This window comes from Rhizobium sp. No.120 (assembly GCF_054558365.1).
This window is the reverse complement of the sequence record NZ_BAAJNQ010000008.1, coordinates 119616-144048: the sequence shown is the minus strand read 5'-3', so window position 1 is coordinate 144048 and position 24433 is coordinate 119616. Positions and strand designations below refer to the sequence as shown.

21 protein-coding genes are annotated in these 24433 nt (G+C 60.3%); 7 read left to right on the top strand and 14 right to left on the bottom strand.

Features of this window, described 5'->3' with window-relative positions; genetic code table 11:
- Positions 1-54: 54 nt before the first annotated feature.
- Entirely contained in the window at positions 55-693 is a 639-nt protein-coding gene (locus ACYJRZ_RS21640; protein ID WP_015341154.1) for a 2-dehydro-3-deoxy-phosphogluconate aldolase, read from the bottom strand.
- A gap of 159 nt (positions 694-852) precedes the next feature.
- Here ACYJRZ_RS21640 and ACYJRZ_RS21635 point away from each other — a divergent pair, with 159 nt between their 5' ends.
- The 3 genes from ACYJRZ_RS21635 (at position 853) to trhO (ending at position 3437) form a co-directional block, all read left to right on the top strand.
- Complete coding sequence (locus ACYJRZ_RS21635; RefSeq protein ID WP_459462402.1) at positions 853-1338, top strand: CYTH domain-containing protein; 486 nt, start codon at positions 853-855, stop codon at positions 1336-1338.
- The gene (locus tag ACYJRZ_RS21630) at positions 1316-2227 is read left to right on the top strand and encodes a CHAD domain-containing protein (RefSeq protein ID WP_459462400.1); all 912 of its coding nucleotides are present in this window, start codon (positions 1316-1318) and stop codon (positions 2225-2227) included. The genes ACYJRZ_RS21635 and ACYJRZ_RS21630 overlap by 23 nt, the downstream gene beginning before the upstream one ends.
- 268 nt (positions 2228-2495) lie before the next feature.
- Positions 2496-3437 carry an oxygen-dependent tRNA uridine(34) hydroxylase TrhO gene (trhO, locus tag ACYJRZ_RS21625; protein WP_459462398.1) on the top strand — a complete coding sequence of 314 codons (942 nt, stop codon included), beginning with the start codon at positions 2496-2498 and terminating at the stop codon, positions 3435-3437.
- Between the two features lie 64 nt (positions 3438-3501).
- Here trhO and ACYJRZ_RS21620 read toward each other — a convergent pair whose 3' ends face one another.
- The 3 genes from ACYJRZ_RS21620 to ACYJRZ_RS21610 all read right to left on the bottom strand — a co-directional run bounded on the left by ACYJRZ_RS21620 (position 3502) and on the right by ACYJRZ_RS21610 (position 7810).
- Positions 3502-5712, bottom strand: a complete 2211-nt coding sequence (locus tag ACYJRZ_RS21620; protein ID WP_459462396.1) for a putative bifunctional diguanylate cyclase/phosphodiesterase — start codon at positions 5710-5712, stop codon at positions 3502-3504.
- Positions 5713-5821: 109 nt separating this feature from the next.
- A complete protein-coding gene (locus ACYJRZ_RS21615) occupies positions 5822-6370 on the bottom strand; it encodes an NADPH-dependent FMN reductase (protein ID WP_459462394.1) in 549 nt (182 codons plus the stop codon).
- A gap of 66 nt (positions 6371-6436) precedes the next feature.
- The gene (locus ACYJRZ_RS21610; RefSeq protein WP_459462392.1) at positions 6437-7810 is read right to left on the bottom strand and encodes a GH1 family beta-glucosidase; all 1374 of its coding nucleotides are present in this window, start codon (positions 7808-7810) and stop codon (positions 6437-6439) included.
- Between the two features lie 249 nt (positions 7811-8059).
- On the opposite strand from ACYJRZ_RS21610, the gene ACYJRZ_RS21605 reads away from it, so the two are divergent.
- On the top strand, positions 8060-8464 hold the full coding sequence (locus ACYJRZ_RS21605; protein WP_459462390.1) for a DoxX family protein: 405 nt from the start codon (positions 8060-8062) through the stop codon (positions 8462-8464).
- 46 nt (positions 8465-8510) lie between these two features.
- Here the strand turns inward: ACYJRZ_RS21605 and ACYJRZ_RS21600 are convergent, their stop codons facing one another.
- The 5 genes from ACYJRZ_RS21600 to ACYJRZ_RS21580 all read right to left on the bottom strand — a co-directional run bounded on the left by ACYJRZ_RS21600 (position 8511) and on the right by ACYJRZ_RS21580 (position 14848).
- Positions 8511-9698 (bottom strand): Gfo/Idh/MocA family protein, encoded by a 1188-nt coding sequence (locus ACYJRZ_RS21600; RefSeq protein WP_459462388.1) that lies wholly within the window; start codon positions 9696-9698, stop codon positions 8511-8513.
- A gap of 223 nt (positions 9699-9921) precedes the next feature.
- Positions 9922-10974 (bottom strand): sugar phosphate isomerase/epimerase family protein, encoded by a 1053-nt coding sequence (locus tag ACYJRZ_RS21595; protein WP_112343252.1) that lies wholly within the window; start codon positions 10972-10974, stop codon positions 9922-9924.
- Between the two features lie 266 nt (positions 10975-11240).
- Positions 11241-12188, bottom strand: a complete 948-nt coding sequence (locus tag ACYJRZ_RS21590; RefSeq protein ID WP_459462386.1) for a substrate-binding domain-containing protein — start codon at positions 12186-12188, stop codon at positions 11241-11243.
- A 66-nt stretch (positions 12189-12254) separates the two neighbouring features.
- Positions 12255-13265, bottom strand: coding sequence for an ABC transporter permease (locus tag ACYJRZ_RS21585; protein ID WP_459462384.1), 1011 nt, complete (start codon positions 13263-13265; stop codon positions 12255-12257).
- Between the two features lie 59 nt (positions 13266-13324).
- Complete coding sequence (locus ACYJRZ_RS21580) at positions 13325-14848, bottom strand: sugar ABC transporter ATP-binding protein (RefSeq protein WP_459462382.1); 1524 nt, start codon at positions 14846-14848, stop codon at positions 13325-13327.
- 166 nt (positions 14849-15014) lie between these two features.
- On the opposite strand from ACYJRZ_RS21580, the gene ACYJRZ_RS21575 reads away from it, so the two are divergent.
- Both ACYJRZ_RS21575 and ACYJRZ_RS21570 read left to right on the top strand, forming a co-directional pair.
- A complete protein-coding gene (locus ACYJRZ_RS21575; protein WP_459462380.1) occupies positions 15015-16040 on the top strand; it encodes a LacI family DNA-binding transcriptional regulator in 1026 nt (341 codons plus the stop codon).
- A 12-nt stretch (positions 16041-16052) separates the two neighbouring features.
- The gene (locus tag ACYJRZ_RS21570; protein ID WP_459462378.1) at positions 16053-16409 is read left to right on the top strand and encodes a VOC family protein; all 357 of its coding nucleotides are present in this window, start codon (positions 16053-16055) and stop codon (positions 16407-16409) included.
- A gap of 38 nt (positions 16410-16447) precedes the next feature.
- Here ACYJRZ_RS21570 and xylA read toward each other — a convergent pair whose 3' ends face one another.
- The 5 genes from xylA to ACYJRZ_RS21545 form a co-directional block, all read right to left on the bottom strand.
- Entirely contained in the window at positions 16448-17758 is a 1311-nt protein-coding gene (xylA, locus tag ACYJRZ_RS21565) for a xylose isomerase (protein WP_459462376.1), read from the bottom strand.
- A 236-nt stretch (positions 17759-17994) separates the two neighbouring features.
- On the bottom strand, positions 17995-19452 hold the full coding sequence (xylB, locus tag ACYJRZ_RS21560) for a xylulokinase (protein WP_459462374.1): 1458 nt from the start codon (positions 19450-19452) through the stop codon (positions 17995-17997).
- 37 nt (positions 19453-19489) lie between these two features.
- On the bottom strand, positions 19490-20515 hold the full coding sequence (locus tag ACYJRZ_RS21555) for a LacI family DNA-binding transcriptional regulator (protein ID WP_459462372.1): 1026 nt from the start codon (positions 20513-20515) through the stop codon (positions 19490-19492).
- A gap of 146 nt (positions 20516-20661) precedes the next feature.
- Positions 20662-22260, bottom strand: a complete 1599-nt coding sequence (locus ACYJRZ_RS21550) for a DHA2 family efflux MFS transporter permease subunit (protein WP_459462370.1) — start codon at positions 22258-22260, stop codon at positions 20662-20664.
- A 29-nt stretch (positions 22261-22289) separates the two neighbouring features.
- Positions 22290-23510: an HlyD family secretion protein gene (locus ACYJRZ_RS21545; RefSeq protein WP_459462368.1), complete on the bottom strand. Its 1221-nt coding sequence runs from the start codon at positions 23508-23510 to the stop codon at positions 22290-22292.
- A gap of 179 nt (positions 23511-23689) precedes the next feature.
- Here ACYJRZ_RS21545 and ACYJRZ_RS21540 point away from each other — a divergent pair, with 179 nt between their 5' ends.
- On the top strand, positions 23690-24370 hold the full coding sequence (locus ACYJRZ_RS21540) for a TetR/AcrR family transcriptional regulator (protein ID WP_459462366.1): 681 nt from the start codon (positions 23690-23692) through the stop codon (positions 24368-24370).
- Positions 24371-24433: the final 63 nt, after the last annotated feature.

Sequence of the window (24433 nt, the reverse complement as noted above, 5' to 3'; positions counted from 1 at the left end):
AGGCGCGCGGAAAGCTCCACGCGCCTTTGAAATCGAATTGGATAGGCTTGGATCTCAGCCCTTGAGCGCGGCTGCCTCTGCGGCGAGCTTGGTGATCCCAGCCCAGTCACCTGATGCAACCAGTTCCTTCGGCGCAACCCAGGAGCCGCCGACGCAGATGACGTTCGGCAACGACAGATAGTCATGGGCGTTCTTCAGCGAAATGCCGCCAGTCGGGCAAAAGACCGTGCCCGCGAGCGGCGACGACAGGGCCTTGAGATACGAGGCACCGCCGGCCTGCTCGGCGGGGAAGAACTTGAGCACCGTATAGCCCTCTTCGCGCAGCGCCATGACTTCGCTTGCGGTAGCGGCACCCGGCAGCAGCGGCACATGCGAACCGCGCGCGGCATCGAGCAGCTCCTGCGTCGTGCCGGGGCTGACGATGAACTTGGAGCCGGCTTCGACGGCTGCGTCCCACTGGCTGACATTGAGGATCGTGCCGGCGCCGACTTCGGCACCCTCGACCTCCTCGGCGACAGCGCGGATCGCATCGAGCGCGCCGGCAGTGCGAAGCGTGATCTCGATGGCTTTCAGGCCACCCGCAACGAGCGCCCGGGCAAGCGGCACGGCCGATTTCGCATCGTCGACGATCAGCACGGGAACGACGGGCTGCAGTTTCAGGATGGAAAGAAGCTTCTCGGTTTTCTCGCCCATGATCGGCATACTTCCTTAAAACGATTGAAATCCGGTTTTCGAATACCCCTCCCAAAGGTGCTTGTCGAGACAAAAGCACGCTTTCGATACGACGGGTAGGAATTCGTCCTGACATACTATAGTCTAATGTCATCTGTGCCGGTGGAGCATGTCAAACGCATGGCAAAAGAGATCGAGCGAAAGTTTCTGGTGCGCGGCGATCATTGGCGTAATCTCGTTTCCGAGAAGCTGATCCTGCGACAGGGATATATTGCCTCCATGGCGGACCGTTCCGTCCGTATACGGCTGACGAACGACATGAAGGCGACCTTGACCATCAAGATCGGCAAGGCGATGACCAGGGACGAATTCGAATACGAGATCCCGCTCGATGAAGCAGAGGAGCTTCTGGAAACGGCGATCGGCCTCGTCATCGAGAAGGCTCGCCACAAGGTTCCTTTCAAGGGCTTCACCTGGGAAGTGGATGTCTTCCACGGCGCCCATCGCGGCCTAGTGATCGCTGAAGTGGAAATGGATAACGAAAGCGACAATCCGGAACTGCCGGACTGGATCGGACGCGAAGTAACCGGCGAATACCGCTATTCCAACCAAGCCCTCGCGACGCAGTTCGAGCAGGAATACGATGAGCTATCGCATACGGCCTGACCGGGCTCTTGACGACGAGGTGCACAAAGCCGCCGTGCACCAACTCGGCAAGGCGATAGCCGAATTGACCGATAGGCCTAAAGGCCTGCACGAAGCGGTTCACAACGTCCGCAAAAACATCAAGCGTGTGCGAGCCCTCTACCGATTGATAGCGCCGATCGCACGTGAATTTCAAAAGCGGGAGAACGGCCGGCTGCGGGACATGGCACGCACGCTTTCCGGCGTCCGTGAGGCAACCGCGCTGATCGAGGTCAGCCACTATCTGCAGGCGACCGCCACATCCGCGGAAGAATTGCATGCGCTGGCGCGCGTGAACGATCTGCTGACCGCGAGACGCGACCGCATGGCTGAGGCGGAGACCGACCTCGAAAGCAAGGCACAGGCAGCAATCGCGACATGTGCGGAGGCACGCGAAGCGCTGAAGGACGCCTCCTTCGGCCGTGGACGCCGCGATACGGCCCGCCTTTTTCAAAAGGGCTGGCGCACGAACGTCCGCAAGGCGATGGAAGCGCTTTCTGAATGCCATTCGGAATCGGCCCATACCGAAAACTTTCACGATCTGCGCAAGCGCAGCCAGGATTACTGGATGCATCACATGCTGCTGCGCGATATCTGGCCGGCCGCCATGCATGCTAAGCAGCTGGAGGCCAAAGCTTTGGTCGACGTGCTCGGCCGCTATCTCGACATGTCGATACTGGCCAATGTCGCGGATCGCGAACCGCATCTCTTCGACAGGAGCGACGATCACGCTCGTTTGCTGGAGGCGATCATTTCCAGACAGCAGACCGCCCGCGAGGAGGCGCTGAGCCGGGCGCGCTGGGTCTTCGCCGACAAGCCGGAGAACGAGGCGCGAACGATCAAGCGCCTCTGGCTGGAGGCGGGAGACTGAGGCTGACGAGTCCCCCTCACTCGCCCTTGCGCTTCGGGGTTTCGGCCTGACGGCCTGCGCGCCTCAGCGTGAGGGCCTTCACCAGCGCCCCGCCCATCACTGCAGACATTATCTGAAGCTCAAAGGCCACTCCGCTCTCGTCTGAGCGCGTCGAGGGACGGGGGTGGCTCTGCCTGGCTATGCCTCGAAAGATGGAGGCTGCCCGCCGCATGGTTTCAAAATACGAATCCCGATTGCCTGAAAGCCCGCAAAATTGTATTTCACCGGCATGACCGACATGCTTTCAGATCCACGGCGCGACGCGACCGGCGCATTCCTCGTTGCCGCGCTCTATCATTTCGTTTCCTTTCCGCGCTTCGAAAGCCTGCGCGAGCCTCTGCTTGCGCTTTGCGAGAAAAATGGAGTGAAGGGCACGTTGCTGCTCGCGCATGAAGGGCTCAACGGCACGATTGCCGGTACGGATGCCGCTATCGGCACCATACTCGCTTTTCTGCGCGCCCAACCGGAATTCGCCGGCCTTGAGCATAAGGAAAGCCGCGCCTCGAAAATGCCGTTCGTGCGCATGAAGGTGAAGCTCAAGAAAGAGATCGTCACCATGGGTGTCGAGGACATCGATCCGACCAAGGTCGTCGGGACCTATGTCGCGCCGAAGGACTGGAACGCGCTGATCTCCGATCCCGATACCATCGTCATCGACACCCGCAACGACTACGAGACCGCCATCGGCGTCTTCAAGGGCGCAGTCGACCCGAAGACCAAGACCTTTCGTGAATTTCCCGACTGGGTGCGCGACAATACCGGCCTGCACAACAAGCCGAAGATCGCCATGTATTGCACCGGCGGCATCCGCTGCGAAAAGGCAACCGCCTTCATGAAGCAGCAAGGCTTCGACGAGGTCTATCATCTCAAGGGCGGCATTCTGAAATATCTCGAGGAAGTGCCGCCGGAAGAGAGCCTGTGGGAAGGCGCCTGCTTCGTCTTCGACGAGCGTGTCTCTGTCGAACACGGCCTGAAGGAAGGCAATCACAAGCTCTGCCACGCCTGCCGCAATCCCATTACATCAGAGGAAGTGACCTCACCCTTTTACGAGGCCGGCGTTTCCTGCAGCCACTGCTACCACGAACGCACTGAAGAAGACCGCGAACGTTACCGCGAAAGGCAGCGGCAGATCGCGCTCGCCCGCAAGCGTGGTCACGAGCATATCGGCTAAAGACATTTTCGGAAGAACTGCACTCCGGCCCTTGCGTCGGGAATGCGCGAGCGCGTTAGCCGTATCAGGCAGCGGCGTGTTCTTCGTCCACTGCGGCGGCTATCTGCACGGCGAGGCGTTTGCTGATTTCGGCTTCCGGCATCGGCTTACCATAGAAATAGCCCTGCAGCTCGTCGCAACCGAAGCCCTCCAGCGCCCTGCCCTGCTCTTCCGTCTCGATACCCTCGGCCGTGACGGGAATGTCGAGTGATCGGGCGAGTGCCACGGTGGCCTTCACCATCTCGCGGGCGCGGTTGTCTTCCAGCACATTCATCGTCAGGGAGCGATCGATCTTGATGCGGTCGAACCCGAACTGGCGCAGGTAACCGATGGAGGAGAAACCGGAGCCGAAATCGTCGAGCGCCACCTTGACGCCGAGCCTCTTCAACCGCTCGATCGACTGACGTGTACGCTCCGGATTTTGAATGATATAGCCTTCGGTGATTTCGAGCGTCACCCGCTCGGCTTCGATTTCGGTACTGTTGAGCACGCTGCGGACATAATCGGCGAAGGCGGGATTGCGGAACTGGCCCGGCGAAACATTGACGGCAACACGCAGATCCGGCCAGTGCCTTGCCGCCTCGCAGGCCTTGCGCAGGACAAGCAGGCCCAATGCCTCGATCAAGCCGCTGGTTTCGGCAATCGGAATGAAAGCCTCCGGCGAAATAGGCCCATGGCCGGGGCGGTTCCACCGCACCAGCGCCTCGACGCCGATCATCTCGCAGCTCGATGCATCAACCAGCGGCTGGTAGGCGAGCGTCAGTTCCTCCATCTCGATCGCGCGACGCAGATCGAGCTCCAGCGCATTGCGTTCCTCGCGATGAGCATCCATGGCCGTCTCGTAGCAGGTCATGCGGGCGCGACCGGCTTCCTTGGCCTTATACATGGCAAGATCGGCGCGTCGCACCAGTTCCTCGCGATCGATGCGGCCCTCAGGCGAGCTTGCGATGCCAATACTGGCGCCGACGACGACCACGCGACGGCCGATTTCCAGCGGTTCGGCAAGGAAATCCAGGATCTGCTCCGCCAGGTGCAAAGCCGGGGCGTCATTGAGTTCCTTCGTCGGGAAGGCGATGGCGAACTCATCGCCTCCAAGGCGCGCCAAGGCTGCCTGTGGTGGCACGAGAACCTTGAGTCCGGCGGCTACCGCGCGGATGAGCTGATCGCCAGTACCATGCCCATAGGCATCGTTGATTTCCTTGAAGCCATCGAGATCGAGATAGAGAAGCAGGACGTTGGTGCCATCGGAGCGCGCTCGCTCGACCAGGCGATCCACATCGAGCCGCAATCCCTCGCGGTTGAGGAGCCCGCTCAGCCGGTCTCGAAGAGAAACCTGGCGCGCCAGAACCTCTTCCGCTCGCAGCCGGCGTCCCGCCATCGATCCCAACATCAGAAGCACAATGAAGAACAGGCCTACGAGACCGAGGGCTCCGAGAACCAGCGGGCGGACCTGCTGATAGCTCATATCCCCCGGCTGGCGTGAGTTCCACACGAGCCGCCCCAGCGACTTGCCAAGGGGGTCGACGATGGAGACGGCGTATCGGACGACGGTATCCGGCGGCACCAGCGTCAAGCCGCTGATAACGTAGGTATTGGAGAGCATCTTGATCCGGCCGGCGTCAAGGTAGCGGACGAGGATCAAATAGCGCCGATGACCTTCTGGCACCGGAATGCGACCGGATCTTTCGCGGATCGTTGCAGCCCCGGCAGCGGCGATACCGTCCCTGGTCATGATATAGCCGGCAGCTTCCGGCACCCCCGTCACACGCGTTGTGCGCGCCTGATCGACAAGCGCCCAGACTGCGCTGCCAAGAACCTCCTCGACGTTGCCGGTCAATGGTTGACCATCGTGATAAGCGACGATCGGTTTGTTGTTGTCGTCGACGATGACGGCGGTATCGAACAGCGCACCGTTGGAGGAAATGTCGCCATAATTGCCGACGATCCAATTTTGATTATCGGTCTCATAGACGCTTCGCGCCGCATCATTGCGCGCGGAATGGTCGTGCAGCGTCGCTTCCAGCTGTCCCTGAAAGGTCTTGAGTGCACCGACGGTCGTTTCCCAGGAGCGCTCGTCATCGAGCTTGTTGGAGTATTCCGCAACCCGCCCGATCGCGGTAAGAACCATCAGGGTCACGACGGCAACGATCAATGCAAAGCAAAGCAAAACGGCCGTCACGATGGAATGACGACCGATCTGTGTATTTTCGTGCAATGATCTGAAAGCTGCTCCCAACGCCTTTTCTCCTTGCGAACAAGTCTGCCGTCAGGTCTTCAATAAACGGTTAAGGCGAATTGGAGATTCCTACAGGAAAGAGTTGTATATCCGCCGAAGCCGAAAGAATTCATCCCTTAGTGGCAATCGCGCGCGCGAAACGGCTGAGACTTGCGGAGAAAATACCGCTTTCACGCGCCTCCAGCAGCATCGCAGCCTGCATTTCATCGCTCCTGCCCGCAACCGGAAGACGCAAGAAAGCATCTTCAATGACGCGCAGGGACATGGTCTGCAGGACATCGGCCAGCAGTGCCAATACGAGATCGCCGCGATGCGACGCGTGAGCAAACATCAGCGGCTTGAACGGCACCTCGTCACGCGATACCAGCCAGTCCAGCGCATTCTTGAAGCCCCCGGGTATGCCATGGGCATATTCCGGACAAGCTACGATCAAACCGTCTGCCTTACGGATCTCAGCAGCAAATCGCTCGACGATGGCTGGTGTTCGCTCGCCCTCATTGTCCGGGTTGAAGATCGGCAGATCTCCGATCAGATCGCAAATCGCAATAGTGATGCCCTCCGGGCAGGCGAGCTGCAGCGCCTCCAGCAGCCTGCGACTGGCCGAAGCCCGCCGCTGGCTGCCGCAAAGTGCATAAAGAGAAATTGGCCGTCGGGTCATGCGCGATGTCTAGCAAGCCTGGCCGATTCGAGCGACAGACATCTCCCCCTCAAGGGCCGAACCGCGTCAGACCGCTTTGTGGTTGCCCTTCGGAAACTGCGAGGCAAGCTCCTTATACCACTTGCCGCTCTTCTTGATCGTGCGCACCTGTGTCTCGTAATCGACATGGACGAGGCCGAACCGCATACGGTAGCCCTCAGCCCATTCGAAATTGTCCATCAGGCTCCAGGCGAAATAACCGCGCATCGGATAGCCGTCCTTGATGAGATCGGCGACGACACCGAGATGCTCGATATAATAATCGAGACGCGGCTGGTCATCGACCTCGCCATTGACCACGCCCATGTTGTAGCAGGCGCCGTTTTCGGTGATGTAGCACTCCGGCAGGTCGTAGCGCTTGTTGAGGTCCTCGACGACATGCTTCAAGCCGGGCGAATAAACCTCCCAGCCTATATCCGTCCTTACGTCGCTGACCGGCGGCGCTTCCTTCGTCCAGGGGAAATCGCCGCTCTTGGAGGCGTCATCGTGGACGCGCATCGGCATGTAATAGTTCAGACCCCACCAATCGAGCTTCTGATTAATGGTCTTCAAATCGCCGTCCTCGATGACAGGCATGCGATCGCCCAGCGCCTCGACGAATTCCTTCGGATACTCGCCCTTGAAGATCGGATCGAAGAAGGCGCCGTTGTGGAACTGATGCGCGCGTTCGACAGCGGCGGCATCTTCCGGGCGATCCGAGCCCGGCAGGATCGAAGCGGCATTGAGCACGATACCGACCGGCACCTTCGGCGCGACGGAGCGGATCGCCTCGACGCCAAGGCCATGCGCAAGGTTCATATAATGCATGGCATAGAGCGCCGCCTGCATGTTGCGCTCGCCGGGCGCATGGACGCCATAGAGGTGGCTCAGCCAGACGATGCACCAGGGCTCGTTGAAGGTGGCAACCGAGTCCAGACGGTCACCGAGACGGCCCATGACAGTCTTGGCGTAGCGTTGGAAGGCATGCGCTGTCGAGCGCGCCGTCCAGCCGCCATCGCCGGCGAGCGCCAGCGGCAGATCCCAATGATAGAGGGTCGCAAAGGTCTTGATCCCTCGTGCCTTACATCCGTCGACCAGGCGATCGTAGAAATCGAGACCGGCTTCGTTCACCGGGCCGGTGCCTTCAGGGATGATGCGCGGCCAGGCGATCGAGAAGCGATAGGCCTCAACGCCCATTTCCTTGATGAGATCGAGATCTTGCTCAAGACGGTTATAATGGTCGCAGGCGACGTCGCCATTATTGCGCTGATAAACGCGGCCCGGCATGTTGGCGAAAGCATCCCATATGGATGGCTTGCGGCCGTCCGCCTTGGTGGCACCTTCGATTTGGAAGGCAGCCGTCGCCACACCGAATGTGAAATCGCCGGGGAAGCGATCGGCAAGAAGCTTCGGATCGATCATGGTGAAAATCCCGTCTGTTTTGGCTTCGTTGGCTGCGGTTTAGCCAACCCGGTTGGCAAAGTACAGTGCCGGCGCCGGAAAACTGCAACGTTGCAGGCGCCGGTAAACAACGCGACCAAGGTGCGCCTCCGCCGGCGACGGCAATACTTTTCGCACGACTGGATAACAGCAATGTCAACAGTCGTGACTTGTCTTTCAGCTTGAGATCAATTGAGGGTAGCATTCAAACTTGACAATGAAAGGACACAAATGCTTCCTGCGATCCACGCCCTCCATCCTCATCTTCTGAGCCTGCTGCGCATCGTCGCCTCGCTCGTGCTCTTCAGCTATGGAACGCAGAAGGTGCTGCATTTCCCGGCAGCTGAAAACGTGCCAGCTGTCGGATCGCTGCCCTGGATCGCAGGCCTGCTGGAGCTGACGCTTGGCTTCCTAGTGCTCATCGGTTTCCAGACGCGGATTGCTTCGTTCATTCTGTCAGGCTTGATGGCCGTCGCCTATTTCCTGCGCCACGCGCCGCAGAGCTTCTATCCCGCTCAGAATGGCGGAACGGCCGCCATCCTCTTCTGCTTCATCTTCCTGTTTCTCATCGCCGCCGGCGGTGGTCCGTTGAGCGTGGATGCACTGACGAAGCGCGAGCAGCAAGCTACTGCCTGAATGAGCAGATTCGAGGCGGCAAAACCGCCTCGAATCTCCGTCAAACCTAGAGCTTAACCCAGGCGCCATTGCGCTTCGAGGACGCAACGCAAGCCTCGACGAAAGCCACGCCCCTCACGCCGTCATCGACAGTCGGGTAGATCACGGCGGGATCGACGGCCACACCCTTCTTGCGGGCGTTGATGGCACGCGCAGCCTCGGTATAGATCGTGGCGAAAGCTTCCAGATAGCCTTCCGGATGACCGGACGGGATGCGCGAGACGCGTGCCGCTGCGGCACCCGAGCCGGCACCGTTGCGGGTGATCAGCCGCTTCGGCTCGCCAAACGGCGTATACCACAGATAGTTCGGATCGGCCTGCGTCCACTCGATGCCGCCCTTTGTGCCATAGACGCGGAGCTTCAGGCCATTCTCATGACCTGGCGCCACCTGGCTGCACCACAGCATGCCCTTTGCCGGCTTTTCCTTGCCCTTCGCCTTGAAGCGCAGCAGCACATGGCCGTTATCATCCAGACGGCGACCTTCAACGAAGCTGTCGAGATCGGCAGCAAGGCTGTCGAGCTCGAGGCCGGTCACGAAGGACGCGAGATTATAGGCATGCGTGCCGATATCGCCGGTGGAGCCGCCGACGCCCGACTGGGCCGGGTCGGTACGCCAGGCCGCCTGCTTCTGGCCGGACTGCTCGATATTTTCGGTCAGCCAATCCTGCGGATATTCCGCCTGCACAACGCGGATATCACCAAGCTCGCCATTGGCGATCATCTCGCGCGCCTGGCGGATCATCGGATAGCCGGTGTAATTATGCGTAAGGATGAAGAGCGCGCCGCTTTCATCGGCCACCTTCTTCAGCTTCTTGGCATCGGCAAGATTGGAGGTCAGCGGCTTGTCGCAGATGACATGGATGCCGCGGCGCAGGAATTCCTTGGCGGCGTCATAATGGACATGGTTCGGCGTGACGATCGAGACTGCTTCGATGCCGTTCTTCAGCTTGGCTTCGCGGATCGCCATGTCGCGATAGCTGGAATAGGTGCGCGAGGGATCGAGACCAAGATCGCGGCCGGATGCCACGGCCTTTTCCGGCGAAGACGAGAGCGCGCCGGCGACGAGATCGAACTGGTCGTCAATGCGCGCGGCAATGCGATGCACCGCGCCGATGAATGCGCCGGCGCCGCCGCCCACCATGCCGAGCCGAATGCGCGGCTCCCGCGTCTGTTCCGATGATCCTTCGATTGCCATTTTGTCCTCCTGAATGAATGGAATTTTATGAACGCGATCGCTTGCCGCAATCGTCCCCTCTCCCCGCCTGCGAGGAGAGGGCTAGGGTGAGGGGCCGAGCCTTCTGCAAGCTCTGAATTGGCGGAAATATCGAGAAGGCCCCTCATCCGTCCTCAAACGATTTCGCTCCGCTCAATCGTTCGAGTCCACCTTCTACCCGCATCTGCGGGGCGAAGGATCGGGATTACAGCCCCAGCATGCGCCGGTTCGCCGCCTGGTCCGTACCGCTGCCGGCAAAATCGTCGAAAGCCTTTTCCGTGACGCGGATGATATGCGCCTTGACGAATTCGGAGCCTTCGCGGGCACCGTCTTCGGGATGCTTCAGCGCGCATTCCCATTCGACCACGGCCCAACCATCGAAATTATTAGCGGTCATCTTCGAGAAGACAGCGCCGAAATCGACCTGGCCGTCGCCAAGGGAACGGAAGCGGCCGGCACGCTCGACCCAGCCCTGATAGCCGCCATAGACACCCTGGCGCCCGGTCGGATTGAACTCCGCATCCTTGACGTGAAACATCTTGATGCGGTCCTTGTAGATATCGATATTCTCGAGATAGTCGAGGCACTGCAGGACGTAGTGCGAGGGATCGTAGAGCATGTTGGCGCGCGGATGGTTCTTCACGCGCTCCAGGAACATCTCGAAGGTGATGCCGTCATGCAGGTCTTCGCCCGGATGGATCTCGTAGCAGACGTCGACGCCGTTTTCGTCGGCGTGATTGAGGATCGGAGTCCAGCGGCGGGCAAGCTCTTCGAAGGCGGTCTCGACAAGGCCGGCCGGACGCTGCGGCCAGGGATAGATGAAGGGCCAGGCGAGCGCGCCGGAGAAGGTCGCATGCGCCTTGATGCCGAGATGCTTCGACGCCGTCAGCGCCATCTTCACCTGCTCGACCGCCCATTCCTGCCGAGCCTTCGGATTGCCCCGTACTTCCGGAGCGGCAAAACCGTCAAAGGCTTCGTCATAGGCAGGGTGCACGGCGACGAGCTGGCCCTGGAGGTGGGTGGAAAGCTCGGTGACCTCGACGCCGTTGGCGCGGGCGACACCGGCAAATTCATCGCAATAATCCTTCGAGGAGGCTGCCTTCTTCAGGTCGATGAGCTGGCTTGCCCAGGTGGGAACCTGCACGCCGATATAGCCGGCATCGGCAGCCCATTTCGTGATCGAATCCCACGAGTTGAATGGCGCCGCATCGCCGGCGAACTGGCCGAGAAACAGGCCTGGTCCCTTGATCGTCTTCATCTGTAATTCCTCCCTAATCGCGTTCTGTAAACGTTTCCGATGCCTTTCGGACCCATATCCGAGGCGGCTGAGGTGCCGTAGCCTCCAAAAACTATAGGGTCGTCGGGCTGAAAGTCGAATGCCCTGCGACCTAATCACGGCACGCCGCAGACGGCAAGAGGTACGTGCCGCAAAATTTCCATCCTCCCGCAAACGAGAATGATGAAACATCGAAAAAAGCGCCCGCCGAAACTGGCGGGCGCCTCGCAAAATCAACGAATAACCGATCAGAACGGTGAATCGGGGAAGTAGAAGTCCTTGGCATTGTCCTTAGTGACGAGCGTCGCATCCAGGATGTAGTTGCCGCGAACCGGAACCTGATCGTAGAAGTTGGCAGCCGTCAGTTCCATGGCTGTGCCAACCATTGCCGGCGGATAGAGCACGTCGACCGGGATCAGCTTGTCGCCATCCATGACCTTCTTGATCATGTCCTTCGAGCCAGCGCCGGCGATGATATACTTGATATCGGTGCGCTTGGCCTGCTCGATTGCCTGCAGCACGCCGACAGCCATGTCGTCATCCTGGCACCAGACCACATCGATCTTCGGGAATTTGGTCAGGTAATCCTGCATGACCTTGAAGGCGTCGTCGCGATTCCAGTTGCCATATTGGCGGTCGAGAACCTTGACGTTCGAGCCGGCAATGCCCTTGTCGAAACCGTCCTGGCGCTGCTGGTCGATCGGGATCGGCAGGCCGCGGATGACGACGACCTGTGCATCCGGCGTGTTCTTCTTGATGTATTCGCCAGCGACCTGGCCAAGCGCCGGATTGTTGCCCGCGACATAGAGGTCACGGACGGAATTGTCGTTGTTGCTGGGCGCACGGTCGACGAGCGCCACGAACTTGCCCTTGTCCTTGACTTCCTTGATGGCGTTGACAAGCGGATCCGGATCCGACGGCAGGATCACGAGAGCGTCGATGCCTTGAGTTTCCAGATCCTGCACCGCATTGGCCTGGCTCGCCGCGTCAGGCGAGGTCTTGACGATGACGTTCAGCCCCGGATGTTCCGCCATCAAGAGCTTGGCGACGCGCTCGGCATGGAAGACCACGCCCGAGGTCCAGCCGTGGTCGGCCGCGGGAATGGAAACACCGATCGTCACTTTCTTGTCCTCGGCATGTACCGTGCCGGCCAGAGCCGCCAGCACGACGGCCACGCCCAATAATCTTTTGCGCATTCTATCCTCCCACAAAGAAACAGGGCTTTCTCCTGATGACCGGGCGCCCCCTGACCCGGTTATTGGCTATTTGCGAGCAAGCGAGCGCTGAACCAGCATGGCGATGATGATAATCGCGCCCTGGATGGCACTGAGCAGATACTCGCTGATGAAATTGGAAAGCAGCATGATGTTGCCGACGAGCTCGAGAATGAAGGCGCCGCAGATCGTGCCCCATACCCTGCCCGCTCCGCCCTTCAGCGCCGTGCCGCCGACGACGACGGCGGTAATTGCCTGCAATTCCCACAGGCTGCCCGTCGTCGCCGAGGTCGAGCCGAGCCGCGGTACATAGAGAAGCACAGCGACCGCCACGCAAAGACCCTGGATGACGAAGGCGACGGTGCGCACGCGATTGACCGCCACGCCTGAATAACGCGCCACGTCGCGATTGGAGCCGACGGCGATCACATGCCGCCCGTAGCGGGTGCGGTAGAGAATGAAGGCCGCAATGCCGGTAACGACGAGAATGACCACGATCGGCACCGGCACGCCGAGCACCGTGCCATAATAAGCAGGCTTGTAGAGCGCCTGAATAGCTGGAGGCCGCAGGGTGATCGCGCCACCCTGCGACAGCCAGGTCGTCAAGCCGCGGTAGACGCCCATCGTGCCGAGCGTCGCGATGAACGGCTCGATCTTGCCCACGGTCGTAATCAGCCCGTTGGCAAGGCCGCACAGCAGGCCGGCAACGACCGAAAACAACACGGCCGCCGCCAGCATCGTGGCCGGGTCGGCAATGACGCCCGAATTCATGAACAGGATCATCAGGCTGGCGACGAAGGCGACCATCGCGCCGACGGACAGATCAAGATCGCCGGCCGAAATGACGAAGGTCGCCCCGACCGCGATGATGGCGATGAAGGCGCATCTTGTCGCGACATTGGTGAGATTGGTAATGCCGATGAAGTTCGGGTTGACCAGTGCGCCCACGATCAGAAGCAGCACCAGCGCCGCAAACGGTGCAACCGCCCTAAGATCGACATCCCGCCAGGAACGTCCCCGCCGGCCTGTCTTGCCGCTGCTGTCTTCACCCACGCTCATAACCAAAACCAACCTCCCGTCCCATGATTGCTGGGAATTCGCCCTGCTACGCCGCCCTTTCAGGCAGCCGTCTTTTTCTTCAGGCCCGCCGCATAACGCATGATTTCCTGCTCGGTGATCTCTTCGCCTTCGAGCACGCCGACGATCCGGCCCTCGCGCATCACTGCAACCCGCGTGCAAAGCCCGATAACCTCTGGCATTTCCGAAGAGATCACGATGATCGAATGGCCGTCGCGTGCCAGCGCAGAAATGAAATGATAGATCTGCTGCTTCGTCCCCACATCGATGCCGCGCGTCGGCTCGTCGATGATGATGATCTGCGGCTCGGTCTCCATGATCTTCGCAAGAAGCAGCTTCTGCTGGTTGCCGCCGGACATGCGACCGGCAACGATATTTCCGTCCCTCACCCGGATGTCGAAGCGGCGGCGCGCCCGCGTCAGCGCATCGGCTTCGCTTGAGGCACTCAGATAGCCGAACTTGCCGTGCCGGTCGAGCGACTGCAGGGTCAGATTGACGACCATGCCCGAGTTCAGCAGCAGACCCTTCGATTTGCGGTCCTTGGTCATATAGGCAAGGCCGGCATCGATGGCCGCATGCACGTCATGCGGGGGCACGGTCTGGCCGTTGGCAACGACCTCGCCGGATGTACGCGCCCGCAGACCGACGATCGCCTCCATCAATTCGGTGCGGCCCGAGCCGATCATCCCGGAGAAGCCCAATATCTCGCCCTTGCGCAGCTCGAAGCTTGCATCGTGGACATAGCCGGTCGAAACCGAGGCAATGCTGAGCACCACCTTCTCGTCGACATCGGGCTCGTTCTTGGCCGGATAAAGGCTGGAAAGCTCGCGCCCGACCATCAGTTGGGCGATCGATTCGCCATCGAGCAGCGAGGTCGACGAGGTCTTCACCCATTGGCCGTCGCGCAGTACCGTGACCCGATCCGTCAGCTCCATGACCTCATCGAGCTTATGGGAGACGAAGACGAAGCTCGTTCCCTGATCGCGCAGCTTGCGCACCTGCTTGAACAGGAAATTGGTTTCTTCCCGCGACAAAACGGCAGTCGGCTCGTCCATGAAGACGATGCGCGCATCGCGGCTGATCGCCTTGGCGATCTCCACCATCTGCTTGTCGGCAATGGAGAGTGTGCTGATGATGGCGTTCTCGTCGACATGCGATCCCAGAAGGTCGAGCACGCGCCGCGTTTCGGCACGCATGAGCTTGCGATCGAGCACGCCGAAACGCGTGACTTCGCGGCCGAGAAACAGGCTCTCGGTAACGGTCAGATGCTCCGCAAGATTGAATTCCTGGTGAATGATGACGATGCCGAGCGCCTCCGCGGCGCCGTTCGGCGGCAGCTTCACCGGCTTGCCGTCGAGGAGGATTTCACCCGATGTCGGCTGTTCGAAGCCGGACAGAACCTTGACGAGCGTCGACTTGCCGGCACCGTTTTCACCCATGAGCGCATGGATTTCACCGGCCCGAAGATCGAAGTTGACGCTGAACAGCACCTGCACGCCGTTAAAGGACTTGGAAATCCCTCTCGCAGACAGCACGACCGTACCGTCGACGGCTTCCGAACTCATTGAATCCTCCCTGCGGTCCCACCCGCTTTCCACGCTATGTAAACCTTTACATACATCGTGTAAAGGTTTACATCATTGGATATCGTACAAAATTTCGCGGTTACCTTTGACCTCCACGTAAGTCTGTGTAGTCTCCAGCCCGAGACGAGACCCAAGGCAGAGCGCAGTGTCGAATTCCACGCCCGCAACTATCGAAGACGTCGCCCGAATTGCCAATGTTTCGATAGCAACGGTTTCGCGGGCCATCCACACTCCGGAGAAAGTCGCCAACTCGACGCGGCTGAAAGTCAATCAGGCTATCGCCGTTACCGGTTATACCACCAACGCCATGGCGCGCAGCCTGAGACTCGGCCGCTCGAACATGATTCTCGTCGTGGCGCCCGATATTGGTGATCCCAATTTCTCGAATATTCTGATCGGCCTGGAAAACGAGGCGCGTTCGCACGGCTACGGCATCCTGATCGGCCACACGCAGAACGATGCCCAGCGCGGCCTGGAATATCTGAAATTTCTGAACTCCAACCAGGCGGCGGGATTGATCCTCTTCACCGGCATCCTGCCCTTCGGACATCAGACGATGACAGCGCGGTTGCCGCCGAGCGTCGGTGTCTTCGAACCGGTCTTCAACGGCGGCATCCCCTATGTCGGCGTCGACGATATCGCCGGGGCGCGCAAGGCCGTAGACCTGTTGATCGCCGAGGGCCATCGCAAGATCGCCTTCATCGGCGATTCCCGCACTCGCCTCGCCTACAGCAGGCGGCGCATGGGCTACGAGGCTGGGCTGGATGCGGCCGGCATCGGACAAGATATGCGCATCGTCTTGGATGGCGACGGCACCATCGAGAGCGGCCGGCTCGCGGTCGAGCAGCTGTTCATGCGGGACACGCTGCCAACGGCCTTCATGTGCGTCAACGACCAGACCGCGATCGGCGTGATGATCGGCCTGAAAACGCGCGGCTATGATATCCCCGAGGATTTTTCGGTGACCGGCTTCGACGACGTGCCGCAAGCCGTCTTCATGACGCCGTCGCTGACCACCATCCGGCAACCCCGCACCGCCATCGGCAAGCATGCGATGGCGCTTCTGCTGGGACTGCTTTCGGATGGCGAGCCGGCCGAGACGGAGATCCTGCTGCGGCCGGATCTGATCGTGCGGAACTCGGTCGGAGCTCCGCCGCGCAATCGACGCTAGGCAGACGCAACGATGCCGCTCGGAAGGATCACCCTCTATGTCCGCGATGTCGAAGCGACGGTCAGCTTTTACGAAAAGCATTTCGGGTTCAAGCCACTCCGGCTGGAGGGCGATCGGATTGTTGAGCTGCTCGCGCAGGATGGCGGTGCCAATCTGATGATCCATCCGGCGGGTAAGGCGCAGAAAATGGGCCAGGTGCTGGTAAAGCTGGTCTTCGACGTCGAACATGTCGAAGCTTTCCGGGCTAGGTGTGCCAAAGAGGGGCTGGAGTTCGGCCCCCTGCACCAGGCCGACGGCTATGTCTTCGCCAATGCCAAGGACCCCTCAGGGAATCCTATAGCCATTTCCAGCCGTGCCTTCCGGCGATAATCCGGGAGGCGATGAAGGTCGCCTCCCGGACGCATCGATCAAACGTAGCGATTGACGATGTTTTCGAGCAGTTCCTGCTTGCCGGACTTCGGCTGCGGGTTGACGTCCTTGGTCTCGACCCACTGAGCGATCTGGTCGAGCGAATATTCGCCGCGCAGCAGCTTCTGGCCTTCCGCCGAATCCCAGCCGGCATAACGATCGGCGAGCGGCTTGGAGAGTGCCTTGTCTTCGATCATCTTGGCAGCAGCCTTCAGGCCGCGAGCGCAGCAATCCATGCCGCCGATGTGGCCGATGAGCAGATCTTCCGGATCGAGCGACTGACGGCGCAGCTTGGCGTCGAAGTTCGTGCCGCCGGTCTTGAAGCCGCCGCCTGCCAGAACCTGGTAATAGGCCAGCGTCATTTCCGGAACGTTGTTCGGGAACTGGTCGGTATCCCAGCCGGACTGGTAGTCGTTGCGGTTCATGTCGATCGAGCCGAAAATGCCGAGCGCATTGGCAAGCGCCAGTTCGTGCTCGAAGGAATGGCCGGCAAGGATCGCATGGCCCTGCTCGATATTGACCTTCACTTCGTTTTCGAGGCCGTACTTCTTGAGGAAGCCGTAAACCGTGGCAACGTCGTAGTCATACTGGTGCTTGGTCGGCTCCTGTGGCTTCGGTTCGATCAGGATCGTGCCCTTGAAGCCAATCTTGTGCTTGTATTCGACGACGAGGTTGAGGAAGCGGCCCAACTGGTCCAGCTCACGCTTCAGGTCGGTGTTGAGCAGCGTCTCATAGCCTTCGCGGCCGCCCCAGAGAACATAGTTTTCGCCGCCGAGCTTATGGGTGGCGTCCAGGCAGGTCTTCACTGTCGCAGCCGAGAAAGCGAAGACATCCGGATCCGGATTGGTCGCGGCACCCGACATGAAGCGGCGATTGGAGAAAAGGTTTGCCGTGCCCCAGAGTAGCTTTACGCCGGTATCGGCCTGCTTCTTGGCAAAATAGTCGACGATTTCGTTGAGGTTCTTGGTGTTCTCGGCGAAATTCTTGCCTTCCGGACGCACGTCGGCATCGTGGAAGCAATAATAGGGAGCACCAAGCAGGGTGAAGAATTCGAAGGCGACGTCAGCCTTCAGCTTGGCGGCTTCCATGGTTTCATGGAACCAGGGGCGAAGGAAGGTCTGACCGCCGAAGGGATCGCCGCCCGGCCAGGTGAAGGTGTGCCAGTAGGCCACGGCGAAACGCAGATGGTCTTCCATGCGCTTGCCGGCAACGACCTCGTCCTTGTTGTAATAACGGAAGGCCAGCGGATTGGTGCTGTCCGGGCCTTCGTATTTTACCTTGCTTATGTCACCAAAAAATCCGGTGCTCATATCTCATCTCCTTGGTTGGTGTTTCGGTAGTGTTGTTCGTTTCATGCAGCTCTGCCCCTCACCCTAGCCTCTCCCCGTTCGCGGAGAGAGGGGACGACCTCTGTATCCTCGCCGAGCAAAGCGTTAGGACGGGCAACAGTTGCCGCCATCCCCTTCTCCCCGTCAAAACGGGGGGAAGGTGCCCACCCTTCGACAAGCTCAGAAGGGCGAATGAGGGGCTAGCCCTCCACGCTGCTTCAATGCGCCGACAGCGGCTTGATCGCTGGATAAACCGCCCGATAACGCTTGTAGGCATCCGCATAAGCATCCGTCAGCGACCCAACCGGATCGATCGTACCGGCCGTCTGTGGCGGTGTGCAGACCGCGACAGGGTCGGCGCCGGTAGCGGCAATCAGACCGAGGCGTGCGGCACCAAAGGCGGCGCCGAAATCGCCGTCCGCCGGCAGGTCGACCGGTACGCCGAGCGCAGTCGCGATCGAGGCCAGCCAGTAGCGCGAACGCGAGCCGCCACCGATGGCGGTCACACGTGCGATATCCGTGCCGGCCGAGCGCAGCGCTTCCAGATTGTCGCGGATGGCGAAGGCCACGCCTTCGAGCACGGCTTGCGTCAGCACGGCGCGGCCGCTTTCATGGCCGAGACCGATGAAGGCGCCGCGGATGGTAGCGTCATTGTGCGGTGTGCGCTCACCCGAGAGGTAGGGAAGGAAGGTGACGCTGGTCGGCGCCTTCAGCGTCTCGCCAAGCTCCGTGGTGAGTTCGGCAGCGGATTTGCCCGTCACATGCGAATGCCAGTTCAGTGCATCGGTTGCCGAGAGGATGACGCCCATCTGATGCCAGGTGTTCGGCAGCGCGTGGCAGAAAGCATGTACGGCGCTTTCCGGCTTCGGCAGATAGGAGCCGTTGGCAGCAAAGAGCACGCCAGACGTCCCGAGCGAAACGAAGGCAGCGCCGTGGCTCACCGTACCCATGCCGCAGGCGGAGGCCGCATTGTCCCCTGCCCCACCGGCAACGACGACATCGCCGCCGATACCCCATTTCGAGGCCAACTCGCCGCGCAACTTGCCGGCAACTTCCGTGCCTTCGACCAGCGTCGGCATCTGCTTCTCATCGAGATTGGTGGCAGCCAGCAGCTCGGAAGACCATTTGCGCTTACCGGTATCGAGCCAGGACGTGCCGGCCGAGTCGGACATTTCCGACATGTGCTCGCCGGTCAGCCACAGGCGCAGATAATCCTTCGGCAGCAGCACCCAACGCACTCTGGCGAAAATGTCAGGCTCGTGCTTGGCCACCCATGCGAGCTTCGGCGCGGTGAATCCAGGGAAGACGATATTGCCGGTCAATGCCCGAAAGCGCGGGTCGGCATCGAGCGCGGCGGCCTCCTGGTAGCTACGGGTATCGTTCCAGAGGATGCAGGGCCGCAGCACCTTGTCATCGGCATCGAGCAGCGTCGCGCCATGCATCTGGCCGGAAAGGCCGATGCCGCGCGCGGCCGCCAGCTCCTTCGGATGCGCCGCTTTCAGCCCGGCAACTGCTTCTTCCGTCGCGCGGATCCAATGGGCCGGCTCCTGCTCGGACCAGCCGGGATGCGGGCGCGACACATCGAGCCCGCCATTGGCGGAACCGATGATCTTCTGATTACCGTCTATCAGCATCGCTTTGACGCCGGACGTTCCGAGATCGAGACCCAAATACATCAGATATTACTCCCTATGCTCTGCCGCGTTCGAATGCTCAGGGCAGATTATCCTTCAAGAAAATGTCGAGACGAATGCGCTCCTGATCGGCGATGACAGCCTGGCCGTCGGCCGTCGCCTTCATGACGCGGATGGCGCTGCGGACTTCATGGCCGGCATCCTGATTGAGGACGGCATCGAGCGTGCCGTCCAACAGCGCCGCCCTGGTATGCTGCGTCAGTTCATGCACGACCACCGTCAGCTCACGCTCGGGCCGCACGGCTTTCAGGGCCGCAATCAGACCACGGTTGCCGGCACCGAGGCTGTAGATGCCGATGATATTCTTATTTGCGGAGAGCGCCTTTGAAACAAGCGATCGGGCCTGTTCGGGATCGTCACGTCCTTCCAGCACAGGCAGCAGCCGCAGCTTGGGAAACTCTTCTGCCATCACGGCGGAAAAGCCCTGTAGGCGCTCGCGATGGTCGCGCACCAGCATCGAGCCAGCGAGAACGGTGAGATCGCCTTCACGCCCGCCAAGAAAGCGCCCGAGCAGCCGCGCGGCCGTCCGCCCGGCGGCAATATTGTCGATACCCGCATAGTGATGGCGCATGGAATCGGTAAGGTCCGAGACCAGCGTAATGACGGGAATACGCTCCGATACGAGACGGTCGACGGCGGCCCGCACTTCCGGCGCATCGGTCGCCACGAGGGCGACGCCGGCGATATCCTGCCCCTGCAAGGCGTCCAGTGCCGTGACCAGCGCCGGCACATCGAATGGTGGCACCTCGACGATGCGGATGTCCGTGCGCTCTATGCTGGCCCGCAAGGTTGCCTGATGCACTTCGAATCGCAGCCCATGCATGAAGGAATTATCCCCCGTTGGCACGATGAAAACGAGAGGATAGACACGGCTCTTGGCCAGATTGGCAGCAGCGACATCGCGGATATAGCCAATTTGCCGGATAGCGGCTTCCACCTTCTCCCGTGTCACCAGCCGCACGCCTGGCCGCTGGTTCAGGACTCGGTCCACCGTAGCGAGGCTGACGCCCGCAGCAGCGGCGATGTCATGCACGGTCGGTCTCATGGGTTCCTCCTGCGGAAACCCTTACTGCGATTTTTGATGTACGTAAATCAAAAATTTCGGGCCGGTGAATTTTTCCAAACGACCTCAAACAAAAAAGGCCCCTCGCGAGGAGGGGCCATGCCTTGGGAGCATTATCAAGAGCCGGATCAGTGGCCTCCGCCGCCGCCCGCTGCGTTCGGCTTGCTGAGCATCAGAACGCCGAGGATCATCGCGAGAAACAGCACGGTCAGCATCAGGAAAATATCCCCGAATGACATCACGACCGCCTGCCGCGTCGCCATATTGACCATTTGCTTCAGGGCGGCCTGATCACCGTCCAAGCCCGCTGCATTGAAGCTGGCGGCCATGTTGTTCAATTGTGTAACGGCGGCATGGCTGCCCCAATGAACATGGTCGCGGAGATTGAAATAATGCTGATCCTGCCTGTTCGTCAGAAGCGTGTTGATGATCGCGAGACCGACGGCACCGCCGAGATTACGCGTCAGATTGAACAGGCCGGACGCGCCGCGCATGCGCGCAGGCGGCATGGTTCCGAGCGCGATATTGTTGATCGGCACCATGCAGAGCATCAGACCGAAACCGCGCAGGATCTGCGGGATGAGCAACTCCCAGAAATCCCAGTCCACCGTCAGGTGCATCATGATGTAGGTGCCGGCCGAGAAACTGGTGAAGCCGATGATCATCAGGATACGCAGGTCGACCTTGCTCGACAGGAAGCCGGCCAGCGGCGCCGTGAAGAACATAGTAAGACCGGAGACGAACATCGTCTCGCCGATCTGCAGCGAATCGTAGCCGCGAATACGCGCGAGATAGAGCGGATAGATATAGGTGAGGCCGTAGAGACCGATGCCCATGACGAAGGAGAATATCGACCCGAAGGAGAAGTTCTTGTTCGTAAAGGCCCTCAGATCGACGACGGGAAAATCGACCGTAAAGGCGCGATAGAAGAAAATCACGGCGCCGATAGCGGACGCGATGGCACCGGCTACGATATAATTGTCATTGAACCAGTCATTCGTATTGCCTTCCTCGAGCACATATTCGAGCGCGCCAAGGAAAACACCCATCGAGATCAGACCCCACCAGTCGAACTTCTTGAAAAGCGACAGCTCGGGCTTGTCGAAGTCGATGAAATTCCAGGTGACGATGGCAACAATGATACCGGGTGGAATGTTGACCAGGAACAACCAATGCCAGGAGAAGGCGTTGGACAGATAGCCGCCGACGGTCGGGCCGATGGTCGGCGCAAGCGTCGCGATCAGGCCGATGATCGGCGAGACGACGTTGCGCTTGGACGGCGGAAAAATCGTGAATGCCGCCGCGAACACCGAGGGGATCATGCCGCCGCCGATGAAGCCCTGCAGGGCGCGGTAGATGATCATCTGATCGATATTGGTGGCGGTCGCGGCAAGTGCGCTCGATATGGTAAAGCCGGCCGCTGAAATCGCGAAGAGATAGCGCGTGGAGATGATGCGCGCCAGCGTTCCCGACAGCGGGATCATGATGACTTCGGCGATCAGATAGGCCGTCTGCACCCAGCCGATTTCATCCGAGCCGGCGCTGAGGCCGGCCTGTATTTCGCTGAGCGATGCCGAGACGATCTGAATGTCGAGGATCGACATGAACATGCCGAGCACCATCGCCAGAAAGGCGATGAGCTTTCTCGGCTCGATATGATCAACCGCGGGCGCGGCGGGGGCGGCCGCGCGTGGGGGCGACCCGGCTGTAGTGCTGGCGGACGACATGATGCGTCTCTCCCGAGCTCGATCGTTTTTTACTTGTCCGGCGCCGTGCGGGTATCGACGTCGACGACGACGCTAAGGCCAGCGCGCAGACGGCCGGTATTGAGCGCATCCTGCGGCAATGCGATGCGGACAGGAACACGCTGAATAATCTTGGTGAAGTTACCCGTCGCGTTTTCCGGCGGCAGCAACGAAAAGACCGAACCGGAAGCCGGCGAGATCGACTCGACGGTGCCGACGATCGGATGATCGCTGAAAGCATCGACGTGAACATTGACCTTGGAGCCGGGAACCAGATGCTGGATCTGCGTTTCCTTGAAATTCGCGTCGATATAGAGCTGCTTGGTCGGTACGATCGCCATCAGCTTCTGACCGGGGGAGACGAGATCGCCTTCCTGCACCGAGCGATTGCCGACGATGCCGTCATACGGAGCCTTCAGCACGGTAAAGGACAGGTCGCGAGCGGCCTTGTCGCGCGCGGCTTCGAGACCCTTGATCGTGCTTTCGGCTTGGCGGCGCTGCGCCTGCAGCAGGTTGATGTTGGCCTGTGCGGATGCGATAGCGGCGTCGCCGCCGACCAGATTGGCCTTGGCCTGATCCAGCGCGATATTGGCGCTGTCCAAAGCGGCCGTGGTGCCGACCGACTTCGATTGCAGTTCAGCAGCGCGCGTCTGGGTGATCTGGGCGCCGCGGACCGTGGCTTCCAGGGCAACCTTCTGCGCCTGCGACTGGGCAAGGGCTGCCTGGCCGGCAGCGATCTGTGCATCGATGGTATGGAGTGAGAGCTCTTCTGTATCGAGCGAGGCCTGCGCCTGGCCGAGCGCCAGTTTGTAGTCGCCGTCGTCGAGCGTCGCGAGCACGTCGCCAGCCTTGACCTGCTGGTTGGCAACGACGTTTACCTTAGCCACATAGCCGGTTACCTTTGGCGAGATCGTAGCGATATCGCCGCCGATATAGGCGTCGTCGGTCGAGACCATGAAACGGCCGTTCGTCCACCAGTCATAGCCATACCAACCGCCGGCTCCGAGAGCCGCGACGATGAGGATTGGAAAAACCAGGCTGCGCCGCTTCTTCTCCGATGGCGGTGGGGCCGCAGGGGCCGGAGCAGCGGGCGCAGCCTGGGCGGGAGCAGGATTGCTGCGCGTTTCAGCCACTGGAGCCTCGGTAGGCACACCGGTCTCCCGGGCTTCTACTTCCGCATCAGCGGGCTCGTTCACGATACGCGCTACATTGTTTCCATGACTTGACGACATTTCCTACCACCGAAATCTGGCAAAATAATCGAACCGAACGGTTCGGTTCAATTGACATAGAGCCTTTCTCACGCCATATCAAGAGATATCGAACTGAGCGGTTCGATTTATTTTGCGAATCTGTTTAAGATTCAAAAAAAATGATCGAGTATCGCGTAAAGGAGACAGTGAAAGAGCCTATGAAACACGAATCCCAAAATGCCGCTGTGCTGAACGCACCCGCGCCGGGTTCCGGTGGACGCTGGGCAGCCGGCGAGGACCCTGCCAAGCGTCATCAGATTCTCGAAGGCGCCAAGCGTGTCTTTATGAAAATGGGCTTCGATGCGGCGAGCATGAACGATGTCACCCGCGAGGCGGGCGTTTCCAAGGGCACCCTCTACGTCTATTTCGCCAACAAGGAAGATCTGTTCGCCGCCATGATGGAGAGCGAGCGTACCCATTTCGTCAACCTTGTGCGCAATGCTCTTTCAGACGAAGCGGATGTCACGACCTCGCTGTATGATTTTGGCATCGTCTTCGTCACGCACGTCACCTCGGAAAAGACCATAAGCGCCATGCGCACGGTCATCGGTGTGCGCGAACGCATGCCTTCGCTCTGTCAACGCTTCTTCACCGGCCCCGAAAATCTGCGCACGGTGCTGCGCGGCTTCCTCGAGCGGCAGGTTGCCGCAGGCCATCTCAAAATTGACGATTTCGACATGGCTGCCCGCCACTTCCTGGAAATGGCCAGCGGCGGCTATTTCAAGCTGCGGCTCTTCGGCGACATGGAAGAACCGCCGTCGAAGGAAGAGATCGACTATGTCGTGCGCGGCGCTGTGCGGGTTTTCCTGGCCGGCTACGGTCCGGATCGCAGGGATTAGCATGAACAGGCCTCCCCTGTCTTACGCGAGCATGCAGTGATCCAACTCCGCAATGGCGATCAA